Raw genomic sequence first — 21,917 nt, forward strand, 5'->3', positions numbered from 1 at the left:
CGGCACCCGGATTGTGCGATACGCCTCCCCTGCGAGGCCGTCCCGCCCGCTAGCCTTGACCCGTGTACGGCTACGAGCAGACCGCATACCAGGACCCCTACCAGCAGCAGGCGGGGATGAACGGCATGCCCGGCCCCGGCCCGTACGGCGACCCCCAGCAGGCCGGCGCCCAGCAGTCGCTCTACCCCGAGCCCTCGCCGCCGTCGCTCGCGGACGCGGTCCGGGCGTTCACCACCGGATCGATGCCGGTCGAGGACTTCCAGGCGATCTTCATCACCTCCAAGGTGCACTGCCCGCGCGGCGAGCGCCCCGGCTTCCTCGCGCTGCACAACACCCCGACGCCGGTGATCCCGATGTTCAGCTCGCTCAAGGAGCTGCGGCGGTACGCCGGCAAGGAGTCCAAGCACTTCAGCGTCACCGGCGCCGAGGTGCTAGACCTGCTGCCGACCGGCTACGGCTTCGCCCTCGACATGGAGGGCGAGCACCGGATGGTCTTCGACGCGAAGGCCGTCGAACAGATGGTCGACTTCACCATGCGCCGGATGTACGGCTGACCGACGCCCCGGAGGGCGGCCGCCCCGACCCCTCACCACATAGTTCAATATTCAACTTGCATGTGGTTGAGGATTGAACTAATCTTCAGGACGTAGGCCAGAAACCCCGAAGGAGGCCGACATGCCCGCCGTGACCGTCGAGAACCCGCTGACCCTCCCGCGCGTCGCCACCCCCGACCCCGCCACCACGGCGGGTCGGCCGGTGCTGACGGTCGTCACCGCGCCCGAGGGCTTCGAGGGCGAGGGATTCCCCGTCCGCCGCGCCTTCGCCAAGATCAACACGAAGTTCCTCGACCCGTTCATCATGATGGACCAGATGGGCGAGGTGGAGTACGCCGCCGGGGAGCCCAAGGGCACCCCGTGGCATCCGCACCGCGGCTTCGAGACCGTCACCTACCTGATCGACGGCGAGTTCATCCACAAGGACTCGCACGGCGGCGGCGGCCACCTCGGCGGCGGCGACACCCAGTGGATGACCGCCGGCTCCGGCATCCTCCACATCGAGACCCCGCCGGAGTCGCTGGTGCTCAGCGGCGGCCTGTTCCACGGCATCCAGCTGTGGGTCAACCTGCCGGCCAGCGACAAGATGACCCGGCCCCGCTACCAGGACATCCACGGCGGCCACGTCAAGCTCCTCTCCAGCCCGGACGGCGGCGCGATCCTGCGGCTGATCGCCGGCGAGCTCGACGGCCACCAGGGCCCCGGCGCGACGCACACCCCGATCACCCTGCTGCACGCCAGCCTCACCCCCGGTGCCGAGATCACCATCCCGTGGCGGCCCGACTTCAACGCGCTGGTCTACGTGCTCAACGGCGACGGCACCGTCGGCGCCGAGCGCCGCCCGGTGCACACCGGCCAGGCCGCCGTCTTCGGCGAGGGCGACACCCTCACCCTCTCCGCCGACGCCGTGCAGGACTCGCGCCACCCCAACCTGGACGTGATCGTCCTGGGCGGGCAGCCCATCCGGGAGCCCGTCGCCTGGTACGGCCCGTTCGTGATGAACAGCCACCGCGAGCTGGAGCAGGCCATGAAGGACTTCCAGTCCGGCTCGTTCGGGCACCCGATCGCCTGACCGGGCACCGGCCGCGGGGTCAGAGCCGGGCGTACACGGCGAACGCGTCGTCCGAGCGCTTGCCCCGCGGCCAGCGCGTGCAGTCGGCGTCGGCCGCCTCGACCGCCCGCACCTGGGCGATCAGCTCGGCCGGCCCCGACTCCGCGAGCAGCCGCAGCACGTCCGACCAGCTGCCGAGGCCGAACCGCTCCGTGTAGCGGGCGGCGCCGTCGGTCAGCGCCGCCACGCCCCGCAGCTCGTCCAGCGCCACGAAGCCGGTCTCGGCGTGCGCGGCGGCCTGCGGTGCGGCGGCCGCGATCCACGGGCCGTGGCCGGAGTTGCGGGCGGCCCGCACGGCCTGCGCGTACGCGAGGTACAGGGCGGCCCGCTCCGCGCTGCCGGGGACGGTCGTCCAGATCTGCCGACGCAGCAGTTCGCCGCCGGGGAAGCGCTGGTTGTCTCCGATGACCCGCGGTGCGCCGCCGTTGCGCGGGTGCAGCACGAGCAGCGAGTCGCCGAGCACGAGGTATTCGAGCGAGCCGCCGGACAGGCGGGCGGCGACGACCATCGCCGCCGGGGTGTTGGGGTTGGCGAGGTCGCAGCGGCCGCCGTGCAGGGCGGCCGTCTCGGCGATGGCGTCGGCCAGGCACTGCGCGATCGTCCGGTCGGCGCGGTCGGTGAGCCGGGCGAGGAGGTGCACACCGAGCCTTCTGGCGTACCAGGCGGTGCCGTGGCGGCACCCGGACTCCAGGGTCTCCGGCATGCTGGACCCGTCCAGCAGCACCATGGCTTCGGCAGAGGCGGCGGCGAAGTCCTCGCTCTCGCGGCCCGGCCCGTACGGTTCTCCGGCGAGCTGTACCTGCATCCGCCCAGTCTGCGGTCGGCAGCCCGCCCCGAACAGGGGTCGGACCGGCCTTCGCGGTCGGACCGGCGTGCGCCCCGGCGCGCGGTGGCGACCGCCCGGGGCCGGGCATACCGTCGGGGGATCAGCCGGTCCCGTTCCCTGGAGTGCCGTGATGGTCTGGCAGTTCTTCGTCCTCGTGATCGCGTCGTTCTTCTTCCCGACGCTGGCCCTGCTCTACCTGATCGGCGGGCCGCGGTTCCCCGACGAACGGAAATGAGTGACCTCGGGTGCCTCCCGGCATGGCAGGGTGTGCACTGCACACGGCTCCGCTCCCGGGGCCCCGTACCGGAGGTCGCGTCATGAGCAAGGAAGCAGCCCCAACCGCCGAGCAGCCGGAGTCCGAGGCCGCCCAGGTCGACGCACCGGCGGCCGAGGCGGCGCCCGACGACGTCAAGGCGAAGTTCCTCGCAGCGCTGGAGCGCAAGCACGGCGGCGGCGGCAACGCCGGCGGCGGGCCGGGCGGGGAGTCCAAGATCCACGGGACGCACGGCGCCGCGGGCGGCAAGCGCACCTTCCGTCGCAAGAGCGGCGGCTGACAGCACGTTCGCACGGCGGCGGGCAGGCTCCCCCCCGGGGCCTGCCCGCCGCCGTGCGTCCGTCGCCCTGTCCGGCGACAGGGCGGTCAGGCGGCCGGAGGGGCCGGCGGCCCGGCGGGCAGCCGGTGCGGCGCGGCCGCGGCGGCGGGCAGCAGCACCTGCGCGGGGCCCGGCGGCGGCTCGGCGAGGAAGCCCAAGGCGTTGTCGAGCACGCCGGGCTCGGTGAGGATCCGGCGGTGGCCTAGCCCGCGGGTGGTGAGCAGGTCCAGCCGGTCGCCGTACGCGGCCTTCAGCCGGTGCGCCTGGCCGATCGGCACGACGTCGTCGTCCTCGTCGTGCACGACCAGGATGCGCGGGGTGATCTCCGCCGGGCGGTGGGTGGCGTCGAACCGCTCCCACAGCGCCTCCTCCGCGGGGAACAGCACGCGCTCGATCCGGCGGGTGAGTTCGCGCTCCAGGCGGTCGCCGAGGCCCAGCTGCTGCCGGAAGCCGTCGACCAGGAAGCGGAACTCGGCGACGCCGGAGATCGCCACCAGACGGCCCGCCGGCACTCCCTCGCGCAGCGCGAGGAAGGCGGCGCTGACGCCGAAGGAGTGCGCGACGACGGCTTCGAAGGGCCCGTGGCCCGCGTGCAGGCGGGCGATGATCTCGCGGTACTCCAGGATCGTCGTGGCCCGGCCGCCGGAGTCGCCGTGGCCGGGGGCGTCGAAGGCGACCGGGCTGAGGCCGAGGTCGAGCAGCCGCGGGACGAAGCCGGCGAAACGCGAGGCGCGGGACCGCCACCCGTGCACGAGCAGGACGGGCCGGGTGCCGTCGCCCCACCGGTAGACCGTGACCGGGCTGCCGCCGACGCCGAGCACGGACAGCCGGGCCCGGTCGTGGACCTCGCGTTCCGTGCTGCGGACGCGGCTGCGCCGGATCGGGTGCCGGAAGAGTTCGAAGGCGGCCCGGCCGGCGAGGGGCGGGGCGATCAGGGCGGTGCCGTTGAGAGCCCTGCCGAGCAGGGCGGTGGAGCGGTCCATGGTGACTCCCCGGAACGTGGCGGACCCGTGGAGCAAAATTTAGCACGACCGTTCGTGCAGTTTCACGGCCAGGCGCCGAAGGCCCGCCCGGAGGCCCGGGGGCGTCAGGCCGCGGCGGCCCCGCGCAGCAGTGCCGCCACACCGGCCGCCGCGAGGTCGTACCGCGTGTCGTCGCCGTACAGCAGCGCCTGCGCGTTCGCCGCCTCCAGCAACCCGATCAGGCCGAAGACCAGCAGCTCCGCGTCGGTCCCCGCCGACAGGTCACCCGCCGCGCGCGCCGCCCGCACCATGTCCCGCAGGTGCTCCTCCCAGGCCCGCCCGGACGCCGCCAGGGCGTCCCGCAGCTGACCCGGCCGGGCGTCGTACTCGGCCGACACCGCGTAGAAGAAGCAGCCCCCCGGGAAGACCCGGCCGCGCGAGTACGTCAGCCAGGAGTCGCAGAGCGCGTGCAGCCGGGCCAGGCCCGGAGCTGGTGCCACGGCGTCCACCGGGGCGATCACCGCGTCGTGGAAGATCCGCTGCGCCGCCCGGACGGCCGCCAGCTGCAGCTCCTCCTTGGAACCGAAGCTCGCGAACACGCCACTCTTGCTCAGCCCCAGATCGCCCGCCAGCCGCCCGATCGACAGCGCGTCGAGGCCCTCCACCGAGGCCACCTCCACCGCCCGCAGCAGCACCGCGCGGCGGGTCTCGTTGCCCCGCTGGACCCGCCCGTCCGTGGTCGCCGTCACCGCGTCCTCCGGTCCCTGTCCGCCTCGCCGTCGGCGGCCAGCCTACGCCGCCAGGCACCCCTCGATCACGGCCGCGTGGGCGAGCAGCCGCTCGTCGCCGCCCTCCGCGCCGACGCACTGCAGGCCCAGCGGCAGACCCTCCAGCCGCCCGGCGGGCAGCGACACCGCCGGCAGCCCGGCAAGGCTCCACGGCAGCGACATCACCGCACTGCCGGTGGAGTCCAGACCGCGCGGGGCCGGGCCGGTCGCCGCCGGGGTGACCCACACGTCGACGCCCCGGGCCGCGGTGACCCCGGCCAGCCTGCGGCGGAAGTCGGCACGGGCCGCGAGCGCCGCCGCGTGGTCGGCGCGGTCGATCCCGCGGCCCTGCCGGATCGCCGCCACCGTCTCCGGCCGGTACAGGCCGCCGAACCGGGCGAAGAGATCGGCGTGCCCCTGCGCCAGCTCGTACCGGATGATCGTGAGCAGGTGGTGGCGGACGGCCTCGAAGTCGCCGAACGGATCGACCCGGCGCACCGGCAGGCCGAGCCCCGCGACGGTGCGCTCGAAGGCCGCCAGCGCCTCCGGCCGGACCTCCGCGAGGTACGGGCCGACCGGCACGCCCAGCACCGGGGCACCCGGCGCACCGGCCGGACGCCAGTCGTCGCACAGCACGGAGGCGGCGAGCACCACCCCCGCGACGTCCGAGGCGTAGCAGCCCGTCGTGTCGAGCGTCGGCGCGTGCGCGATCACCCCGTCCACCGGCATCCGCCCGTACGTCGGACGGAACCCCACCACCCCGCAGTACGCGGCGGGCCGGATCATCGACCCCACCGTCTGGGTGCCGATCGCCAGCGGCACCAGGCCGGCCGCGACGGCCGCCGCCGAACCGCTGCTCGAACCGCCCGGGGAGTGCGCCAGGTCGTGCGGGTTGCGGGTCTGACCGGGCGCGAGCACCGCGAACTCCGCCGTCACCGTCTTGCCCGCCACCAGGGCGCCCGCCGCCCGCAGCCGAGCCATCAGCGCACCCTCCGGGCCCGCCAGCGCCCCGGGCGGCAGCGCCGACCCGGCGTGCGTGGGCAGGCCGTCGACGTGCACCACGTCCTTCACGCCCACCGCGACGCCGTACAGCGGCGGGCGCCCCGCCGCCACCGGGTGGCGGGCCGCCAGTGCCCGGGCGTCCGCCGTGAGCCGGTCGTGGCGCCCCGGCTCCGGCACGAACGCACGGACCCCGGGATCGACCCGGTCGATACGGGTGCAGAGCCGCTCGACGTGCTCGTCGAGCGGCGGATCGCCCGCCCGCAGACGGGCGGCTGCGGGCACGAGCGGCGTCATCGGCTCCATGCCGCCCACGCTACGACGCGGGCCACCCCTCTTCGTGCTCGCCCGGCACGTACGGCGCCTCCCGCAGGAAGACCGCCCCGCACGTGTGGCAGTTGAGGCTCGGCGTGCGGTCCCAGAGGCCCGGGTCGCGCTGCGGTGCGGACATGTCGAGTTCGCGCCCGCACAGGCCGACCGCAGCGCCCTCGCGGACGATGTGCCAGGTCTTCACCCCGCCGGCAGGGCCGGAGGGGCCGTACTCCGCAAGCATCCGGTGCATCATGCCGCCCATGCTCCGCCGAGCCCGCACACCCGGCAATCCGGACGGCGGTGACCGCCGGTGACCGGACCTGGACCTTCCCGCCCGCCCGGGACGGCGGCTAGCATGCGAGACCGGCACCGAAGGCCAGGGGGAGCGGTGGACGAAGCGTCAGATGCACCTGCCCGCACGCCGGAAGGCGTCCCGGCCGGCGGCGCCGTGGACCTCTCGAACGTGTGCTGGTCCGCGCGGATCCCGCCGCTCGGCGCCGGGATCCCCCGGCTCGCCCGGCTCGACGCCGTGCAGGACGCGTGGCGGCGCCGCTTCGGCCCCCACGCGCCGCTGACCGTCATCGCCGACCGCTCGCTCCGGCACCAGATCGGCCGGGCCGAACGGTCCCGCTTCGACGCCCTGCTCGCCTCCGGCGCGATGACCCTCGCCCCGACCGCCGACCCCGAACTGCTGCGCCTCGCCCGGGACCGGCGGTGGTACGTCGTCAGCGGCGACCAGTTCCTCGACCTGCGCCGGGACCACCCCTGGATCCCCGGCGCGGCCGAACGGTTCCTCGGCTGGGACCTCCGCGGCGGCCGGCTCGTCCTGCGACCCAGCGGCATCCGCGAGGTCCCCGACCAGCAGATCTCCCGCGCCGTGGAGGCCAAGAGCCTCAAGTGGCCGCACCGGATCGACGTCCGCGACCCCGCCCACCTGCGGGTGCTGCGCAGCCACTGGCGCTGCAGCGGCCCCCGCTGCCTGCGGGCCCTGCTCTGGCCCGACCACCTGCTGGACTGGCCCACGCTGACCGCGCAGGGCGCCGTGCTCTGCCCGGCCTGCAACAGCCCGCTCACCGAGGCCGGCCCGCGCGGCGCCGTACGCTCGCTGGTCGTCTCGGACGCGGCGAGCGGCACCGAGCTCGTCCGCTTCCCGCTGTGCCAGGACACCCCCGTGCTGCTCGGCCGCGGCCGGCTGGCGCACGGCATCAACCTGGAGGCCCCGGAGCTGCGGCAGTCGCCCGCGATCGGCCGGGTCAGCCGGCGCCACCTGATGCTGAACCTCACCGCCGCACCGGGCGGGCCCCGCATCACCGCGGTCGACCTCGGCTCCGGCAACGGCACCGTCGTCGAGCGCGGGGAGCAGGGCGCCGTGCCACGCGCCCTCGAACCCGGCGGCGAGGTCGTGCTGGGCGAGCGCGACGCCCTGCGCCTGGGCGACGCGGTGACCGTCCGGGTCTCCGGGCGCCGCTGGTTCGCCGACGAGGACCTCGCCCTGCCGGTGCTCGCCCAGACCGACGGGGCCGAACCGACCCGGCTGTTCACCTGACCTGCGGGACTCCGCACCGGGCCGCAAGTCCACTCCCGAAAAGCCCATGTGATGATCAGTCATTCCCGTCGGACCGGGCAGGTGGACGGGCTAGGCTGGCGGCGTGTTGGTGAGTCTGACCAGAGTGGGGGCCTCGCGGCAGTCCCTCACCAAGACGCTCGCGGTCACCGGTGCCGACGTGCACCACGTCCTCGGGTCCGTCGCCCTGCCCGCGCCACCGCCGCACCTGCCCGCGGCCCGGATCGCGGCGGACGAACGGACCCCCGGCCTGCTCGGCGTCTCGGTCGACGCCGCCTGGCTCGGCACCCCCGCCGCCCGCGACGAACTCTTCCCCCACCTCGGCACGGTGTTCGCCGCACTCGCCCACGGCGCCCACGCGCTCGGCGGCGTCCTGCACCCGCCCGGCACCCGGATCGCACCCGACCTGCAGCCACCCCTCGGCGGCGACACCCACGAACTCCTCACCCTCGACACCGTCGAGCAGGAGGTGCTCGCCAACCTGCTGCGCCGGCACAGCCCGGTGCTCATCGCACTCGGCGGCCACGGACTCATCGGCGGCGGCCCCGACCGGGTGGGCTCCCGCCGCCTCGCCGACTCCCGCGAACACCTGGCGGCCCGCCACCTCGCCTCCGCGGACCCCCGCCACCTGCACCGGGTACGGGCCGAGATCCGCCGCCGCGACGGCATCGCCGACCTCACCCGGATGGACATAGCCCCCGTCGGCGACACCGACGGCACCACCCCTCGCGTGCTCGTCCGCTGCCTCGACTCCCAGCCCTCGCTCGCCGACCTCCGCGCCCACGCCCTGCTCCTCGCCGCCCTCGCACTGCACGCCCGGCGGATGGTCAGGAACGGCAGCCGCGAGGGCAGCACCCCGCAGCGGCTCGTCGAGGAGAACCGCGCCCGCGCGGTCATCCACGGTCTCCGCGCCCGCTTCGTCCCCTCCGGCGGCACCCGCGGCCGCACCGGCGAGCCCGTACCCGCCCGCGAGGCCGCCCGCCGGCTCCTCGACGACCTGCTGCCCGAGCTCTCCCTCCTCGACGCCACCGCCGAGGAGCTCTTCCCGCTGCTGGCCCCGCTGGAGCTGCCCGGCCTCGGACTGCCCCCGCAGCGCTCCCAGGACCTGCTGGTGCGGGCCGCCCGGGACGGCCGTGCGGCGCTCGTCGACGTGATCGGCCGGCACCTCACCGACCCCCGGCCCGGCGGACTGCTGCTCCGGTCCGTCCGGGAGGGGTCCCCCGGCCGGGTCGACCTGCTGCTGGACACCTGGCAGGCCGCCCTCACCGAGGGCGTCTCCCCCCGGGCGGCCGGGACCGCGGCCGCGCCGCAGGCCACCCGGCCCCGCGACGACCGGCCCCGCGACGGCCGGCCCCGCGACGGCCGAACGGGCAGCGACCGGGCGGGCAGCGACCGGGCACGCGGGCGACGGTCCCGGGACGGCGGGCAGGGCGGCAACGGGCAGGGCGGCAGCGGCGGGCAGCGCGCCGACGGGCCGGAACGGTCAGGCCGGCAGGGCGGCGGCCGGCCGCGCGGCGAACGCCACCCCGGCGGCGACGGGCCACGGCAGGGGGACCGGCGCAGCGCCCGGCCCCCGCGGGAGGGCGACACGTGAACGACCAGCAGCCCCGCCACCCCGCCGGGCAGGTGGAAGCCGTCCTCGACCTGCGCGGCTGGGCCCCCGGCGGCGGCGGACGCGACGACCTCCTCGCCCTCTGGAACGAGTTGGAACCCGCCCTGCACGGACGGCCGCTGCACGGCGGCTCCGTGCACTCCTGGGACGCCGCCCACGGCACGATCGTGCTGGAGATCGTGCGGGTGGCCCCCGGGATCACCACCGCGGGCCCGGAGACGCTCTTCGACCTCGTCGCCGTCCGCGAGCGTCCCCGGATCGTCCACCGCTGCGCCGACTGCGACGCCCTCGGCCGCGAGGGGTACGGCTGCTTCCGGTGCCGCTGGTGCGCCGACGAGGGCCGGCCGGAGCGGGTCTGCGTCGAGCACGCGGTGCTGCTGGACGGCGCGCTGACGCCGTCCTGCGGCCGGCACCACCCCGCCTGCACGGACTGCGGCGCACCCGCGTCGTTCTGGTGCGGCGGGCAGAACTGCCGTTCGGGCAAGGCCTGGTGCGAGCAGCACCGGCGGCGGCACCCGCAGGATCCGGACACCGACTACTGCCCGCCCTGCCACCGGCTGGCCTTCCCGGTGTGCGAGGAGCCCGGCTGCACGGCCAGCGGCACCGTCGTGTGCGACTGGCTCGACCTCGCCGGCACGCCCTGCGGCCGGCAGGCCTGCGGGCGGCACGCCCACCGCTGGCAGGTCTTCGGCGCCGAACGCGTCGGCCTCGGCCTGTGCCGGGCGCACAGCCGGGTCAAGGGGGCCCCGGTGGAGTCGCTGCTCTTCCAGATCTGCTGCGGCGCGGCCCGGCGGACCGGTGTGCGGATGCCGTCGCTCGCGGCCTTCAGCCACAACCTGCGCAACTGCGACCACCGCGAACTCGCCCTGGACCACCGGGCGGTGCGGGCCGCGCTGACCGGCCTCGACGGGCACCTGCGGCGCAGCGGTCCGCAGCGGTTCGTCAGGCCGGTGGAGCGGGCCGGCGCCGACTGGGACAAGGAACTGACCCGGCTGCGCGGCCACAGCGACCACGGCGAGCAGCTGGTCGCCGAGCTCCGGGCGCTGGTCCGCGAGCAGGACGCGCGCTGGGGCGAGGCGATCGCCGCCGCGCTGCGGCTCGCCGAGTACAAGCCGGCCCGCACCGGCGGCCCCGGCGGCGAACGGCCCGCCGTGCTGTGGGTGCACCTGCCGCCGGAGCTGCGCGGGCCGTTCATCGGCCCGCAGGGCTCGCGGGTGGCCGCCTACCGGCAGCAGTTGGGCATGGACGTGAGGATCGAGGGCGGCAACCGGGGAGGCCGGCGGTGAGCGAGGCGCTGATGACGTCGCACAGCCACCGCCTGCGGACGGTGCCGGTCGGCGGGCCGCTGTACGGCCAGCGGATCGGCGTGGCCCCGGCCGGGCTCCCGCCGGGCACCGGCCCGGACGGCCTGCCGGCCCTGCTCGGGCTGGCCGGGGCCGGCGAGAGCTTCCAGGCGGCCGTCCGGCTGGTGCCGGTCGCGGAGGTGCCGCCCGGTGTGCTGGCCGTCAACGCGGCGCTGGCCGCCGAGCTCGACCTCACCGGGGACGGCCCGGAGCCGCCGTGGCGGCTGGACGCCGTGCCGGTCGTGCCGGCCGCCCGGATCCGCCTGGAGGCGCCGACCGAGGCGCCGCTGGAGACGGCGCTGCGGGACGTCTCCGACGCGGGTCTGCCCGGCCGCCTCGTCTGGGTGCCGCCGGGCGGTGCCGGGGACCTCTGGCTGGACGTCGGCGGGCTGCCCTACCGGATCCAGCAGTTGGACACCGGGACCGGGGGCCCGGTGCTCGCCGAGATCGGTACCGGCACGGAGGCGGAGCTGTTCGCCCCGGGTGCCCGGACCGGCGTCGACATCGTCGTGCTCGCCGACTGCAGCGGCTCGATGGGCGTCGACGACATCCCGGCGGCCGGCGAGACCGGCGGGCTGCGCGGGCTCTTCGGCCGCGGTGCGCGGGCGCCCGTGCAGCGGCGGGACGCCGCGCTCCGCGACGCCCTCCAGCACCTGCTGGCGATGCGGTTGCAGATCAGCGGGCGGGTCTCCCGGCTGGCCCTCGTCGCGTTCACGCACACCACCCGCCAGGTCTTCCCGCGGGGCGGCGGCATGGCGGAGCTCGACGCGGGCAGCGTCGCCACGGCCGACGAGTTCCGGATGGCGGTGTCGCTGCTGCGGCCCGAGAACGCCGGCACCGACATCGGCAACGCGCTGCACGAGGCCGCCAACCTGCTCTACCGGCACGGCAGGCCCGGCAACGAGAAGCTGATCGTGCTCGTCAGCGACGGCGCGCACTGGGCCCCCCGCGGCGACCAGGGCCTCGGCGAGGTCGTGTACGCCGCGCAGGAACCGGTCAGCCTCATGGAGCACCTGCACCGGGACACCGGGGTGCGCCTCCACGCGCTCGGCATCAGCACCCCGCAGCTCTACCGGCAGTGGCTGCACCGCGGCGGCCAGGACGGCTTCGGCCTCGAACCCAACCACACACTGCTGGAACAGCTCGTGCGGGTGGGCGGCGGCGGCGCGGCGGCGGTGGGCGGCTTCGACGTACTCGCCGAGTACTTCACGGGCCTGGGCGCGGGGATCGCCCAGCGGGTGCAGCTGCGTCACCCGTCGGCGCAGCACGGGCCGCTGCCGCCCGCGAGCGTGGCGACCCTGCAGGCGCTGCGGGTGCAGCAGGACCGGGTCGGCCCGGCCGGCGCGCCGGGGGCGGCCGCCGCGTGGGACGTCCTCGCCGACCGGCTGCTGGACGCCGCCGGGCTCTGCAACCGCGAGGCCCGGCGGGTCTGCGGGGCGGGCCTGTTCACCGCGGACCACGTCCGGACGGCCGTCTCGCGGTCGGTCCGCACCGGTGCCGCCCGGCCGGACGCCCGCGCCTTCGTGCGGGACGTGGCGGCGGCGTTCCGCCCGCGCCGTCCCGCCCGGACACCGGACCTGCCCGGGCGGCGGATCACCGCCGTGGAGGGTCTGCTCGACCGGCTGCGGGAGCCGGGTGCCCGGCCGGAGGACGACGCCTGGCGGCTCGAGTGGCTGGGCCGCCTCGCCGACGCGCTGGACGAACTGGCCGGGCGGCTCGCCGACTCGGCCGCCGCGGCCCCGGTGCCGCCCCCGCCCGCGGTGCGCCCCGCCGTGCCGCCGACGGCGCCCGCGACCGCCCCGGACACGGCGTACGGCGTGCCGCAGGGCGGCGCGGCCGCGACCGAGACGGGCCCGGTCGCCGCCGGGACCGGCCCGGCGGCGACGGACCTCGCCCCGGCCGCTGCGGCACCGACCGCCGCACCGGTGCCGGTGTCCGCGGTGTCGACAACGGGCGGCGGGTTCGGGCTGCGCTACCGGGGCGACGAGTGAGGGGCTCCGGGTGACGTCGGGCTCGCGGTGGACGGCGGGCATGCGGCTGGGCCCGTCGCACGACCCCGACCAGTACCGGCTGATCGCGCACCGGCACAGCGGGCTGGAGGGCGAGCTGTGGCAGGCCGAGCGGATCGACCGTGACGGCTGGGCCCACACCTGCGCGGTGAAGATCCTCACCCTGCTGCCGCCGCACGACACCGCGGAGGGCCGCCGGCACTGGCTGAGCCGGTGGGAGGACAGCATCCACCGCGCGGCGCGGCTCCAGCTGCCCGACCTGGTGGTGCCGGTGGCGTGCTTCGTGGGCGCCGAACCGCACCTGCCGGCCGCGGCGGGGCGGCAGGGCGTCCCGTACCTGGTGTCGCCGTGGCTGGAGGCGGCGCCGGTCGGCGAGTGGGCGCGGCGGTCGGCGGGCGACGCCGAGCGGGCCGACCTGCTGGTGCGGCTCTGCCGCGTCGTCGACGACCTGCACCGCTGCGGGTGGGTGCACCGCGACATCTCCCCCGGCAACGTGCTCGTGGACGCGGCGGGGGCGCCGAAGCTCATCGACCTCGCGTTCCTGGCGCCGCTCGACCGGCCGCTGACGGCGGTCGTCGCGACGCCCGGCTTCGCGATCGTCGAGGAGGAGTCGCACGGCGGCCGGCCCAGCGAGGCGAAGGACCGCTTCGCGGTGGGCGCGCTGGCCCGGATGCTGCTGATGCCGGACGCCCCGCGGCTCCCGGATTTCGACGCGGCGCGCGTGACGGAGCAGCAGCTGCTGCGGGCGGGGTACTCCGCGGACGTCGCGGCGCTGCTGGTGCAGGCCCTGGACGCCCGGCCGGACCGCCGGCCCGCGCCGCTGGAACCGTGGGCGGAGCAGCTGCGGCGGTCGCTCGCCGAGACGGCGCGGCGCGCGGAGCACGTGTGCGTGGCGGTGCTGGCCGACGGCCGTTCGCCGAGTCTCGTGGTCACCGGCGGGCGCCGCGGGGTGTCCTGGTACGGGCCGGAGCCGGACACCGCGGCGGGGCTCGCGCCGGCCGCCGGGGCCCCCCGGGACGTCCGGGAGGTCGCGGCGGTCCGCGGCGGCCTGGGCGAGCCGCTGGTGGCCGCGGTGGACGGCGCGGCGACGCTCTGGCTGGGCGACGGCGCCGGGTGGGTGCGGGCGGGTGAGGGTGCGGCCGGGCTGGCGGTGCTGGCCTCCCCGGGCGGCGGGGTGCTGGTGTGGACGGGCCGGGACACCGGCCTGCGGCTGACCCGGTGGTCGCCCGGCGGCGGCACGGAGGAGTCGGTGCAGCCGGGTTTCCGGCAGGCGCGGGTGCTGGCCGCGGCCTGGGGGCCGGAGATGGGCGTGCCGGTGGTGCTGGTCGCGGAGCCGGACCGCCTGCTGAGCGTGACCTGGCCGCAGGGCGGCGGGGGTCCGTCGGAGCGCGAGACCGTGCTGGAGGGCGTGGTGGTGCGGGCGGCGCTGGCCGTGGGACGGGCCGGGGAGACGGAGGTGCGGGCGGTGTCCGCGGACGGCGGGGTGCGGGCGTTCCGGCAGCACTTCTCCGGGGAGTGGCTGGCGGACCGTACGGCGTCCGGAACCGGGTCCGGCGCGGACGTCGCGATGGCCGGGCTGCGCGGCGGACCGGCCGTCGTGACCGCCGGGCCCGCCGGTGCGGCGGCGGAGCTGTCGTCGCCGGACGGCGGGCACCCCGCGGTGACGGTGCTGGGGGTGCCGCAGGCCGTCCGGGTGGCGGTCGAGCTGGGTGCCGACCGGCGGCTCCGCGTCGCGGCCCTGGCGGGCGGGCGGCCCGCGCTGTGGGCGGAGGACTGGGACGGCGCCTGGTGGGAGCAGGAGCTGGAGGAGCTCCGGGTGTCCGCGGGCGGCGGGTTCTGAGCGGGGCGGTGGCCGGCCGTGAGGCGGCGGCCGGGAGGCGGCGGTCGGGAGGCGGCGGTCGGGGCACCGTCAGGAGGCGGCGCGCAGCAGGGCGTCGTCCTGCCACTTGAGGATCTTGTCGAAGCTGACGATCGCTCCCCGCAGGGGGTGGTTGCGCAGCTGGACGTGGTCGGTGAGGGCGTGGATGAGGAAGAGTCCGCGGCCGGACTCCGCGCCGAGGTCGGGCAGCACGTCCGGGTCGGGTGCGCGGACGGTGGCGGGCCGGCCGACGGGCAGCACGTGGGTGTCGTAGGGCGCGGGCCCGTCGGTGCGGCGCGGGCGGTGACCGACGAGCAGCGGGGCGGGCAGGGTGGCGCGGCCGCGGCGGGTGCGGCAGCGGCGGCCGGCCGGGCGGGCCTGCGCGGGGGAGGGCGGCCCGGTGCGGCGCAGCGGCGGGACGGCGGCGGGCAGCGGCACGCCGACGGGCGGCAGGCCGGGCCCCGAGTCGATCACCTCGATGCGCAGCCGGTCGCCGGCGATGGACGCGGTGACCTGGAAGCCCTCGTCGGGGCGGGCCGTGACGGCGTGCTCGACGGCGTTCGCGCAGGCCTCGGTGAGGGCGACCCCGAGGTCGTACGCGATCTGCGGGTCGACCCCGGCGGAGTCCATGGCGCCGAGCAGGATGCGGCGTGCGAGCGGCACGCTGGCCGGGTCGCGCTTGAGGTGCAGAGTCCACCAGATGTCCACGGGAGGTCCCTCCTGGCTGCGGCTCCACATACAACTAGGTATCTCCGGGCGTTTCCGCGATGAACCGTCGCCGCGGCCACGGACCGCCCGTTCGGGGGATGGACTGACGCGGAAGTGTGTGCCGCGCGGCGCACGGCGGGGCGTCCGCGCCGGGGCCGAAAGGGTCATCCGTCATATTTGCCACCCTGCCCCGGTCGGCGGTGTGAACGGTGAGATGATGGCCCGGCCATGACCGACCGTCCCGTCGCCCCGTTCGCAGGCGCCGCCGCACCCACCGACGGGGTGCCGGCCGCGGCCTGGGACTTCAGGGTGGCGCGGGCCGTACCGTTCGCACTGGTGTGCACGCTGATCGCGGCGGCCGGGCACGCGTGGGTCGGCGGCGGGGACGTCGCCCTGCCCGCGCTGGCGGCGGGTTTCACCGCCGTGCTGCTGCTCGCGGCGTCGCTGGGCGGCCGGGAGCGGTCGCTCGGCGCGATCACCGGGGCCCTGGCGGCGGGTCAACTCGCCCTGCACGTCGTGTTCCACACCGTCACCCCGGCCACCGGCGGCCACCACATGGCCGGCATGTCGATGCCGGAGGCCGCCGGGCGGCTGCTCTGCGACGACGTCGCGGGCAACGGCGTGACCGCCCTGCCCGCGGGCACCAGCCCCGAACAGCTCATCAGCGCGGCGGGCCTGGACCCGCACGCGTACGCCGCCGCGGGCGCCGGCCATGCCGGCGGCCTGCTCGGCACGAGCCCCGCGATGCTGCTCGGCCACCTCGTCGCGGCCGTCGCCGCGGGCTGGTGGCTGCGCCGCGGCGAGGCCGCGCTCTGGCGGCTGCTGCGGCTGACCGCGGCCGCGGCCCGGGAGCTGGCACCGCCGCTGCACACGCTTTTGGGGCTGCTGGCCGCACTGCTCACCGGCGGCCCCGTGCCGGCGCGCCCGGTGCGGCCGTACGGCGGGCGGGCGGAGGACTGGCGGCTGCCGGTGGCGGCCGTCCTGCGGCACAGCGTGGTCCGGCGGGGGCCGCCGGCGGGGGCGTTCGCGCGCTGACGGGCCGAGGGCCCGTGGCGTGCGCGACCGGCCGTGCGCGCGTGAGCGGACGGCCCGCACCTGCCCCACCACAGCCCCGGTGCACGCCTGCGGCCGCGAGCCGCCGTGCGCCCCCTCTCCCCTTGGAGACCCCATCATGCGTTCCACTCCCGCCCGCCGGACCGCCCTCGCCGCCGCCGTGGCCGGCGCCGCCCTCCTCACGCTGGCCGGGCCCGCCGCGGCCCACGTGACCGTGCAGCCGGGCAGCGTCCCGCAGGGCGGCTACAGCGTCGTGGCGTTCCGGGTGCCGGACGAGAGCGACACCGCGTCCACCGTGAAGCTGGAGGTCAGCCTGCCCGCCGACCACCCGATGGCCTCGGTGCGGGTGCAGCCCCTGACCGGCTGGACGGCCGTCCTGGAGAAGTCCAAGCTCGCCACGCCGCTGAAGTCGCACGGCAAGGACATCACCGAGGCCGTCACGAAGATCACCTGGACCGCCGACGCGACCGCCAAGATCGCGCCCGGCCAGTTCCAGGAGTTCCGCGTGTCGCTCGGCGCCCTGCCGACCGACACCGACACGCTGACCTTCAAGGCCCTGCAGACGTACGACAACGGCGAGGTCGTCCGCTGGATCGAGGAGGCCAAGGAGGGCCAGGCCGAACCCGAGAAGCCCGCGCCCGTGCTCACCCTGACCAAGGCCGCCGCGGCGTCCGCGTCCGCCGCCCCGGCCGCCGACCACCACGCCTCGCAGGACACCGCGACGGCCTCCGCCGGCAGCGCGGGTGACGACTCCACGGCGCGCACGCTCGGCGTCGTCGGCATCGTCGTCGGCGTGGTCGGCGCCGCCCTCGGCGCCGTCGGTCTCCGCCGCCGCAGCGGTTCCGCCTCCTGACCCGTGGCCCGGCGGGCCGCACCTCCGCGGTGCGGCCCGCCGGGCCGGCCCGCCCGCCCCGCGCACGATCGGAACACCGTCACCATGTCCCACACCCCCCGTCCGATGACGCGGCTGCTCGCCGTGGCCGCCCTGGCCCTGGCCGGCTCGCTCGCGCTCACCTCCTGCTCGTCCGGCGGCAGCAGCGGCGGCGGCGCCGCCACGGTGCACAAGGAGGGCGGCAGCTCCGTCTACCAGGGCAGCGTGCTGAGCAAGCACTTCGCCAAGCCCGACCTCGTGCTGACCGACACCTCCGGGCAGCCCTTCGACCTGCGCAAGCGGACCGCGGGCCGCTCCGTGCTCCTCTTCTTCGGCTACACCAGCTGCCCGGACGTCTGCCCGACCACCATGGGCGACATCGGGGTGGCCATGGCCAAGCTCCCGGCCGAGGAGCAGAAGAAGATCGACGTCGTCTTCGTCTCCACCGACCCCGAGCGCGACACCCCCAAGGTGCTCCGCACCTGGCTCGACTCCATGGGCACCGGCTTCATCGGCCTCACCGGCGACCTCGCCAGGGTGAAGACCGCCGCGCTCGGCGTGGGCGTCGCCGTGCAGGACCCGGTCGTCAACGCGGACGGCACGGTCACCTCCGCGCACGGCGCCCAGGTGCTGGCCTTCCTGCCCTCCGACGACAAGGCGCACGTGCTCTACCTCGGAGACAGCTCCGTCGCGACGTACACCCACGACCTGCCGCTGCTCGCCCGGGGGGTGGCGGCGTGAGCCTCGGGTTCCGCCGCTCCGCCCTGGTCGGCGCCGGGCTGGCCACCGCGCTGACCGGCGGCCTGATACTCGTCTCCTGCGGGTCCGGCTCCGGGGACGACGCGGTGCTGCGCGTCAGCGACAGCTACGTCCCGCTACCCGCCCTGCCGGGCGGCATGGGGGCGGGCTACCTGACCGTCCGCAACGACGGCGGGTCGGGCGACCGGCTCGTCGCCGTGACCAGCCCGAACGCCGGCTCGGTCACCATGCACACCTCCGGCACCACCACCATGACCTCGGTCGAGAGCCTGCCGGTGCCCGCGCACGGCGAGCTGGAACTGGCCCGCGGCGGCAACCACCTCATGATCATGGGATGGCAGAAGCAGCCCGCCGTCGGCGACGTACTCGAACTCGACCTCACCTTCGCCAGGAGCGGCACCATCACGGTCACCGTGCCGGTCAAGCCGCTCACCTACCGGCCCGGGAGCTGACACCCATGCTGAGGAGAGCCGCCGCGCTGCTCGCCGTCCTCGCCGCGGCCGCGGCCGTGCTGCTGGGCGGTGCCAGCACCGCCGCCGCGCACGCCGCCCTGGTCGCCACCGACCCGGCCCAGGGCGCGGTGACCGCCACCGCTCCCGCCGCCGTCACCCTCACCTTCAGCGAGGGCGTCTCGCTCACCACCGACTCGGTGCGGGTGCTCGACCCCGCCGGGCAGCCGGTGGACAACGGCGACGCCGCCCACGCCGACGGCAAGGACGCCACCGCCCGGGTCACCCTCCGCGCCGGTCTGGGCAACGGCACCTACACCGTCGCCTGGCGGGCCGTCTCGGAGGACTCCCACCCCGTCGGCGGCGCGTTCACCTTCTCCGTCGGCGCCCCCTCCGCCACCAGCGTCTCCGCCTCCGCCGTGCAGGGTGCCGAGCCCGACGCCGTGGTCGCCGCGGCGTACGGCACCGCCCGCACGGTCGCGTACGCCGCGTTCGCGCTGCTGGTCGGCTCCGCCGTCTTCGTGCTGGCCTGCTGGCCACGGGGCGCGGCCGTGCACACCGTGCAGCGGCTGCTGATGACCGGCTGGATCGCCCTGCTGGTCTCCACCGTGGCGGTGCTGCTGCTGCGCGGCCCGTACGAGCGGGGCACCGGCCTCGGGCAGGCCTTCGACCTGACGCTGGTGCGCGCCACCCTCGACGAGCGGATCGGCACCGCGCTCGCCGCCCGGCTGCTGCTCCTCGCCGCGGGCGGCGTCTTCCTGTCGCTGCTGGTCGGCCGGCTCGGCCAGGAGGAGCCCGAGGAGGACCCGGCGGACACCGGAGCGGGCACCGCCCCCGCGGGCGGCGAGGAGGACGAGCTGCGCGCGCTGGAGCGCCGCGCCGCCGAACGCCCGCTGCGTGACGCCCGCATCGGACTGGGGGTCGCCGGAGGGGTGCTGGCCGTCGCCCTGACCGCGACCTGGGTCGGCGCCGACCACTCCTCGGTGGGCATCCAGGTGCCGCTGGCCCTGCCGACCGCCGCCCTGCACCTGCTGGCGACGGCGGTCTGGCTCGGCGGCCTGGCCACCCTGCTCGTGGGGCTGCGGCACGGGGTGCCGACGGCGGCCGTCGAGCGGTTCTCCAAGCTGGCGCTGGCCGCCGTCACGGTGCTCACCGCCACCGGCGTCTACCAGGCCTGGCGCGGCCTCGGCAGCTGGAGCGCCCTGGTCGACACCGAGTACGGGCGGCTGCTGCTGATCAAGGTCGGCTGCGTGGCCGCGATGGTCGGGCTGGCGTGGATCTCCCGTGCGTGGGTCGCCCGGCTCCGGGCCGCCCCGGCGGGGACCACTGCGGACGCCGTCGCGGAAACGGCGGCGGAAACGGCGGCGGAGACCGCCGCGAACGGCTCCACGGCGGTCTCCGCGAAGGGCTCTGCGAAGGGCTCCGCGAAGGGCTCCGGCGGCGACGGGGCCGGGGACGACCCCGTGCGGCGCGCGCAGCTCCGGCGGCAGCAGGCCGCCCGGGCCGCCGCCGGCGAGCGGCGCGGGCGGGACGGCGGTCCGGCACGGGCCGGGCTGCGCCGCACCGTGCTGGTGGAGAGCGTGGTGGCGGTCGCCGTGCTGGTCGTCACCACGATGCTGACCAACGCGCCGCCCGGGCGGGTCGCGGAGGCCGTCGCCGCCACCGCGCGGACACCGGCCGCGCCCGGGGCGAGCACCGTGCCGGGCCGCACCGCGGAACTGAAGCTGCCCTACGACACCGGCGGCAGCACCCCCAACGCCAAGGGCACCGCGACGGTGACGGTCAACCCGGTCGCCACCGGCCCCAACCAGGTGACGCTGAAGCTCGACGACAGCACGGGTGCACCGGCGACGGTGCCGGAGGTGCAGCTCGCCTTCACCCTGCCCGACCGCGACCTCGGCCCGCTGCCGGTGACGCTCGCCGCGCAGGGCCCGGGACGCTGGACGGGTACCGCGCAACTCCCATTGGCCGGAGACTGGGTGGTGTCGGTGACGGTGCGCTCCTCCGACATCGACCAGTCCACGGCGACGGAGCAGCTGAAGGTCGGCTGACCCCGCTCCCCCGGCCCGGTGCGCGGGCGGCGGGCCGGGGGCGGAGGACCAGCAGGCGGGACGGCGCCCGGCCGGGCGCCGGGAGTGACTATCGTGGCAGGCCGAGTCCTGCTCAGCACCACCCTTGCGTACGGAGGCGGCATGTCGGCGACCCGCTACACCTATCTCGGGCCGGAAGGCACGTTCACCGAGGCCGCCCTGCGCACCCTGCCGGAGGCGGCGACCCGCGAGCTCGTGCCGCTGGCGTCCGTGCCGGCGGCGCTGGACGCGGTGCGGGCCGGCGAGGCCGCGGGCGCGTTCGTGCCGGTGGAGAACTCGGTGGAGGGCGCGGTCACGGCGACCAGCGACGAGCTGGCCTCCGGCGCGCCGCTGATGGTCTACCGCGAGGTGCTGCTGCCGATCACCTTCGCGCTGCTGGTGCGTCCCGGCACCACGCTGGCGGACGTGAAGACCGTGACGAGCCACCCGGTGGCCCAGCCGCAGGTGCGCCGGTGGCTGGCGGCCAACCTCCCGGAGGCCCAGTGGGAGGCGGCGGCGTCCAACGCGGACGGCGCCCGGCTCGTGCAGGAGGGCCGGTTCGACGGCGCGTTCGCGGGCGAGTTCGCGGCGCCGCTGTACGGGCTGGAGCCGCTGGTGCTCGACATCCACGACGCCGCGAACGCCACGACCCGCTTCCTGCTGGTCGGCCGGCCGGGCCGGGTGTCGTCGCCGACCGGGCTGGACAAGACCTCGATGGTGGTCTGGCTGCCGGACGACCACCCGGGTGCGCTGCTGGAGCTGCTGCAGGAGTTCGCGGTGCGCGGCATCAACCTGATGCGCATCGAGTCGCGGCCGACCGGCGAGGGCATGGGCAACTACTGCTTCCTGATCGACTGCGAGGGGCACCTCAGCGAGCGCCGGGTGAGCGAGGCGCTGATGGGCCTGAAGCGGATCTGCCCGCAGGTGCGATTCCTCGGCTCGTACCCGCGGGCGGACGCCGGACCGCAGCGGTCGGTGCGGCCCGGCACGACCGATGCGGACTTCTCGGAGGCGGCGGACTGGCTGTCCCGCTGCCTGGACGGCCGCGGGGAGATCTGACCGCTTCCGGTGGGGACGGGCGGCCGTGGGGCCGCCCGTTCATCCACAGGGCCGGGGCTTCGTCCACAGGCTTCGGTGCCGCGGAGGTTATCCACAAGGAGCGGCCCGAGTCGACAAAGCGGTATAGCCACTGGCAAGACGGGTCGGATCATCGCACTCACCCACAGAGGTGACTAATCGGACCAGAGTCACCCTTCTGCCATCGAATCACCTGTGCGAGTGAGCGAATTCCCTCACCCGGGAAGGCCCATCCGGGTTTAAAACCTCAATTCTCTTGCGATTCGCCTCACCGCTCTTCGCTTTCCGGTCGTCCACAGGATCCGGGCGATGCCTGTGGACAAGCAGGACGGGCGCCCTTTTCCCCCGGGGTTATCCACAGGCGGGGGCGGGGTTATCCCCAGGGTCTCTCCGGCCCGCCGCACCGTGCGGCGGCCCGGGC

The 21,917-nt window shown here is 76.3% G+C and carries 20 protein-coding genes; 14 read left to right on the forward strand and 6 right to left on the reverse strand.

From position 1 onward, the window contains the following. Positions 1 to 62 precede the first annotated feature (62 nt). Together OG335_RS18210 and OG335_RS18215 are read left to right on the forward strand one after the other, a co-directional pair. On the forward strand, positions 63 to 554 hold the full coding sequence (locus OG335_RS18210; RefSeq protein WP_405012172.1) for an SseB family protein: 492 nt from the start codon (positions 63 to 65) through the stop codon (positions 552 to 554). A 121-nt stretch (positions 555 to 675) separates the two neighbouring features. Continuing rightward, on the forward strand, positions 676 to 1,626 hold the full coding sequence (locus OG335_RS18215; RefSeq protein ID WP_405012173.1) for a pirin family protein: 951 nt from the start codon (positions 676 to 678) through the stop codon (positions 1,624 to 1,626). Positions 1,627 to 1,645: 19 nt separating this feature from the next. On the opposite strand, the gene OG335_RS18220 is transcribed toward OG335_RS18215, so the two are convergent. Continuing rightward, a complete protein-coding gene (locus OG335_RS18220; RefSeq protein WP_405012174.1) occupies positions 1,646 to 2,470 on the reverse strand; it encodes an integrase in 825 nt (274 codons plus the stop codon). A gap of 338 nt (positions 2,471 to 2,808) precedes the next feature. On the opposite strand from OG335_RS18220, the gene OG335_RS18225 reads away from it, so the two are divergent. After that, a complete protein-coding gene (locus OG335_RS18225; protein ID WP_405012175.1) occupies positions 2,809 to 3,045 on the forward strand; it encodes a DUF5302 domain-containing protein in 237 nt (78 codons plus the stop codon). Positions 3,046 to 3,131: 86 nt separating this feature from the next. On the opposite strand, the gene OG335_RS18230 is transcribed toward OG335_RS18225, so the two are convergent. From OG335_RS18230 to OG335_RS18245, 4 genes are all read right to left on the reverse strand, one after another. Continuing rightward, entirely contained in the window at positions 3,132 to 4,067 is a 936-nt protein-coding gene (locus OG335_RS18230; RefSeq protein WP_405012176.1) for an alpha/beta hydrolase, read from the reverse strand. Positions 4,068 to 4,171: 104 nt separating this feature from the next. Beyond that, positions 4,172 to 4,795, reverse strand: coding sequence for a TetR/AcrR family transcriptional regulator (locus OG335_RS18235; RefSeq protein ID WP_405012177.1), 624 nt, complete (start codon positions 4,793 to 4,795; stop codon positions 4,172 to 4,174). A 42-nt stretch (positions 4,796 to 4,837) separates the two neighbouring features. After that, the gene (locus OG335_RS18240) at positions 4,838 to 6,118 is read right to left on the reverse strand and encodes an amidase (RefSeq protein WP_405012178.1); all 1,281 of its coding nucleotides are present in this window, start codon (positions 6,116 to 6,118) and stop codon (positions 4,838 to 4,840) included. 10 nt (positions 6,119 to 6,128) lie between these two features. Then, positions 6,129 to 6,365 (reverse strand): hypothetical protein, encoded by a 237-nt coding sequence (locus tag OG335_RS18245; protein ID WP_405012179.1) that lies wholly within the window; start codon positions 6,363 to 6,365, stop codon positions 6,129 to 6,131. A gap of 207 nt (positions 6,366 to 6,572) precedes the next feature. Between OG335_RS18245 and OG335_RS18250 the strand changes: the two genes are divergently transcribed. The 5 genes from OG335_RS18250 (at position 6,573) to OG335_RS18270 (ending at position 14,492) form a co-directional block, all read left to right on the forward strand. After that, a complete protein-coding gene (locus tag OG335_RS18250; RefSeq protein WP_405012180.1) occupies positions 6,573 to 7,670 on the forward strand; it encodes an FHA domain-containing protein in 1,098 nt (365 codons plus the stop codon). A gap of 103 nt (positions 7,671 to 7,773) precedes the next feature. Then, a complete protein-coding gene (locus OG335_RS18255) occupies positions 7,774 to 9,282 on the forward strand; it encodes a hypothetical protein (protein ID WP_405012181.1) in 1,509 nt (502 codons plus the stop codon). Further along, the gene (locus tag OG335_RS18260) at positions 9,279 to 10,586 is read left to right on the forward strand and encodes a hypothetical protein (protein ID WP_405012182.1); all 1,308 of its coding nucleotides are present in this window, start codon (positions 9,279 to 9,281) and stop codon (positions 10,584 to 10,586) included. Before OG335_RS18255 ends, OG335_RS18260 begins: the two co-directional genes overlap by 4 nt. Further along, positions 10,583 to 12,634, forward strand: coding sequence for a vWA domain-containing protein (locus OG335_RS18265; protein WP_405012183.1), 2,052 nt, complete (start codon positions 10,583 to 10,585; stop codon positions 12,632 to 12,634). Before OG335_RS18260 ends, OG335_RS18265 begins: the two co-directional genes overlap by 4 nt. Positions 12,635 to 12,674: 40 nt before the next feature. After that, positions 12,675 to 14,492, forward strand: coding sequence for a hypothetical protein (locus OG335_RS18270; RefSeq protein WP_405012184.1), 1,818 nt, complete (start codon positions 12,675 to 12,677; stop codon positions 14,490 to 14,492). A gap of 69 nt (positions 14,493 to 14,561) precedes the next feature. Here OG335_RS18270 and OG335_RS18275 read toward each other — a convergent pair whose 3' ends face one another. Further along, a complete protein-coding gene (locus OG335_RS18275) occupies positions 14,562 to 15,218 on the reverse strand; it encodes an ATP-binding protein (protein ID WP_405012185.1) in 657 nt (218 codons plus the stop codon). 228 nt (positions 15,219 to 15,446) lie between these two features. On the opposite strand from OG335_RS18275, the gene OG335_RS18280 reads away from it, so the two are divergent. The 6 genes from OG335_RS18280 to pheA all read left to right on the forward strand — a co-directional run bounded on the left by OG335_RS18280 (position 15,447) and on the right by pheA (position 21,478). Further along, positions 15,447 to 16,253: a hypothetical protein gene (locus tag OG335_RS18280; protein WP_405012186.1), complete on the forward strand. Its 807-nt coding sequence runs from the start codon at positions 15,447 to 15,449 to the stop codon at positions 16,251 to 16,253. Positions 16,254 to 16,389: 136 nt separating this feature from the next. Then, the gene (locus OG335_RS18285) at positions 16,390 to 17,124 is read left to right on the forward strand and encodes a YcnI family protein (RefSeq protein WP_405012187.1); all 735 of its coding nucleotides are present in this window, start codon (positions 16,390 to 16,392) and stop codon (positions 17,122 to 17,124) included. An 84-nt stretch (positions 17,125 to 17,208) separates the two neighbouring features. Continuing rightward, the gene (locus tag OG335_RS18290) at positions 17,209 to 17,883 is read left to right on the forward strand and encodes an SCO family protein (RefSeq protein WP_405012188.1); all 675 of its coding nucleotides are present in this window, start codon (positions 17,209 to 17,211) and stop codon (positions 17,881 to 17,883) included. Next, positions 17,880 to 18,353 (forward strand): copper chaperone PCu(A)C, encoded by a 474-nt coding sequence (locus OG335_RS18295; RefSeq protein WP_405012189.1) that lies wholly within the window; start codon positions 17,880 to 17,882, stop codon positions 18,351 to 18,353. Before OG335_RS18290 ends, OG335_RS18295 begins: the two co-directional genes overlap by 4 nt. Positions 18,354 to 18,358: 5 nt before the next feature. After that, positions 18,359 to 20,401: a FixH family protein gene (locus OG335_RS18300; RefSeq protein WP_405012190.1), complete on the forward strand. Its 2,043-nt coding sequence runs from the start codon at positions 18,359 to 18,361 to the stop codon at positions 20,399 to 20,401. Between the two features lie 141 nt (positions 20,402 to 20,542). Further along, complete coding sequence (gene pheA / locus OG335_RS18305) at positions 20,543 to 21,478, forward strand: prephenate dehydratase (RefSeq protein WP_405015443.1); 936 nt, start codon at positions 20,543 to 20,545, stop codon at positions 21,476 to 21,478. Positions 21,479 to 21,917 lie beyond the last annotated feature (439 nt).

The organism is Kitasatospora sp. NBC_01539 (assembly GCF_045040525.1).
Lineage (GTDB): Bacteria > Actinomycetota > Actinomycetes > Streptomycetales > Streptomycetaceae > Kitasatospora.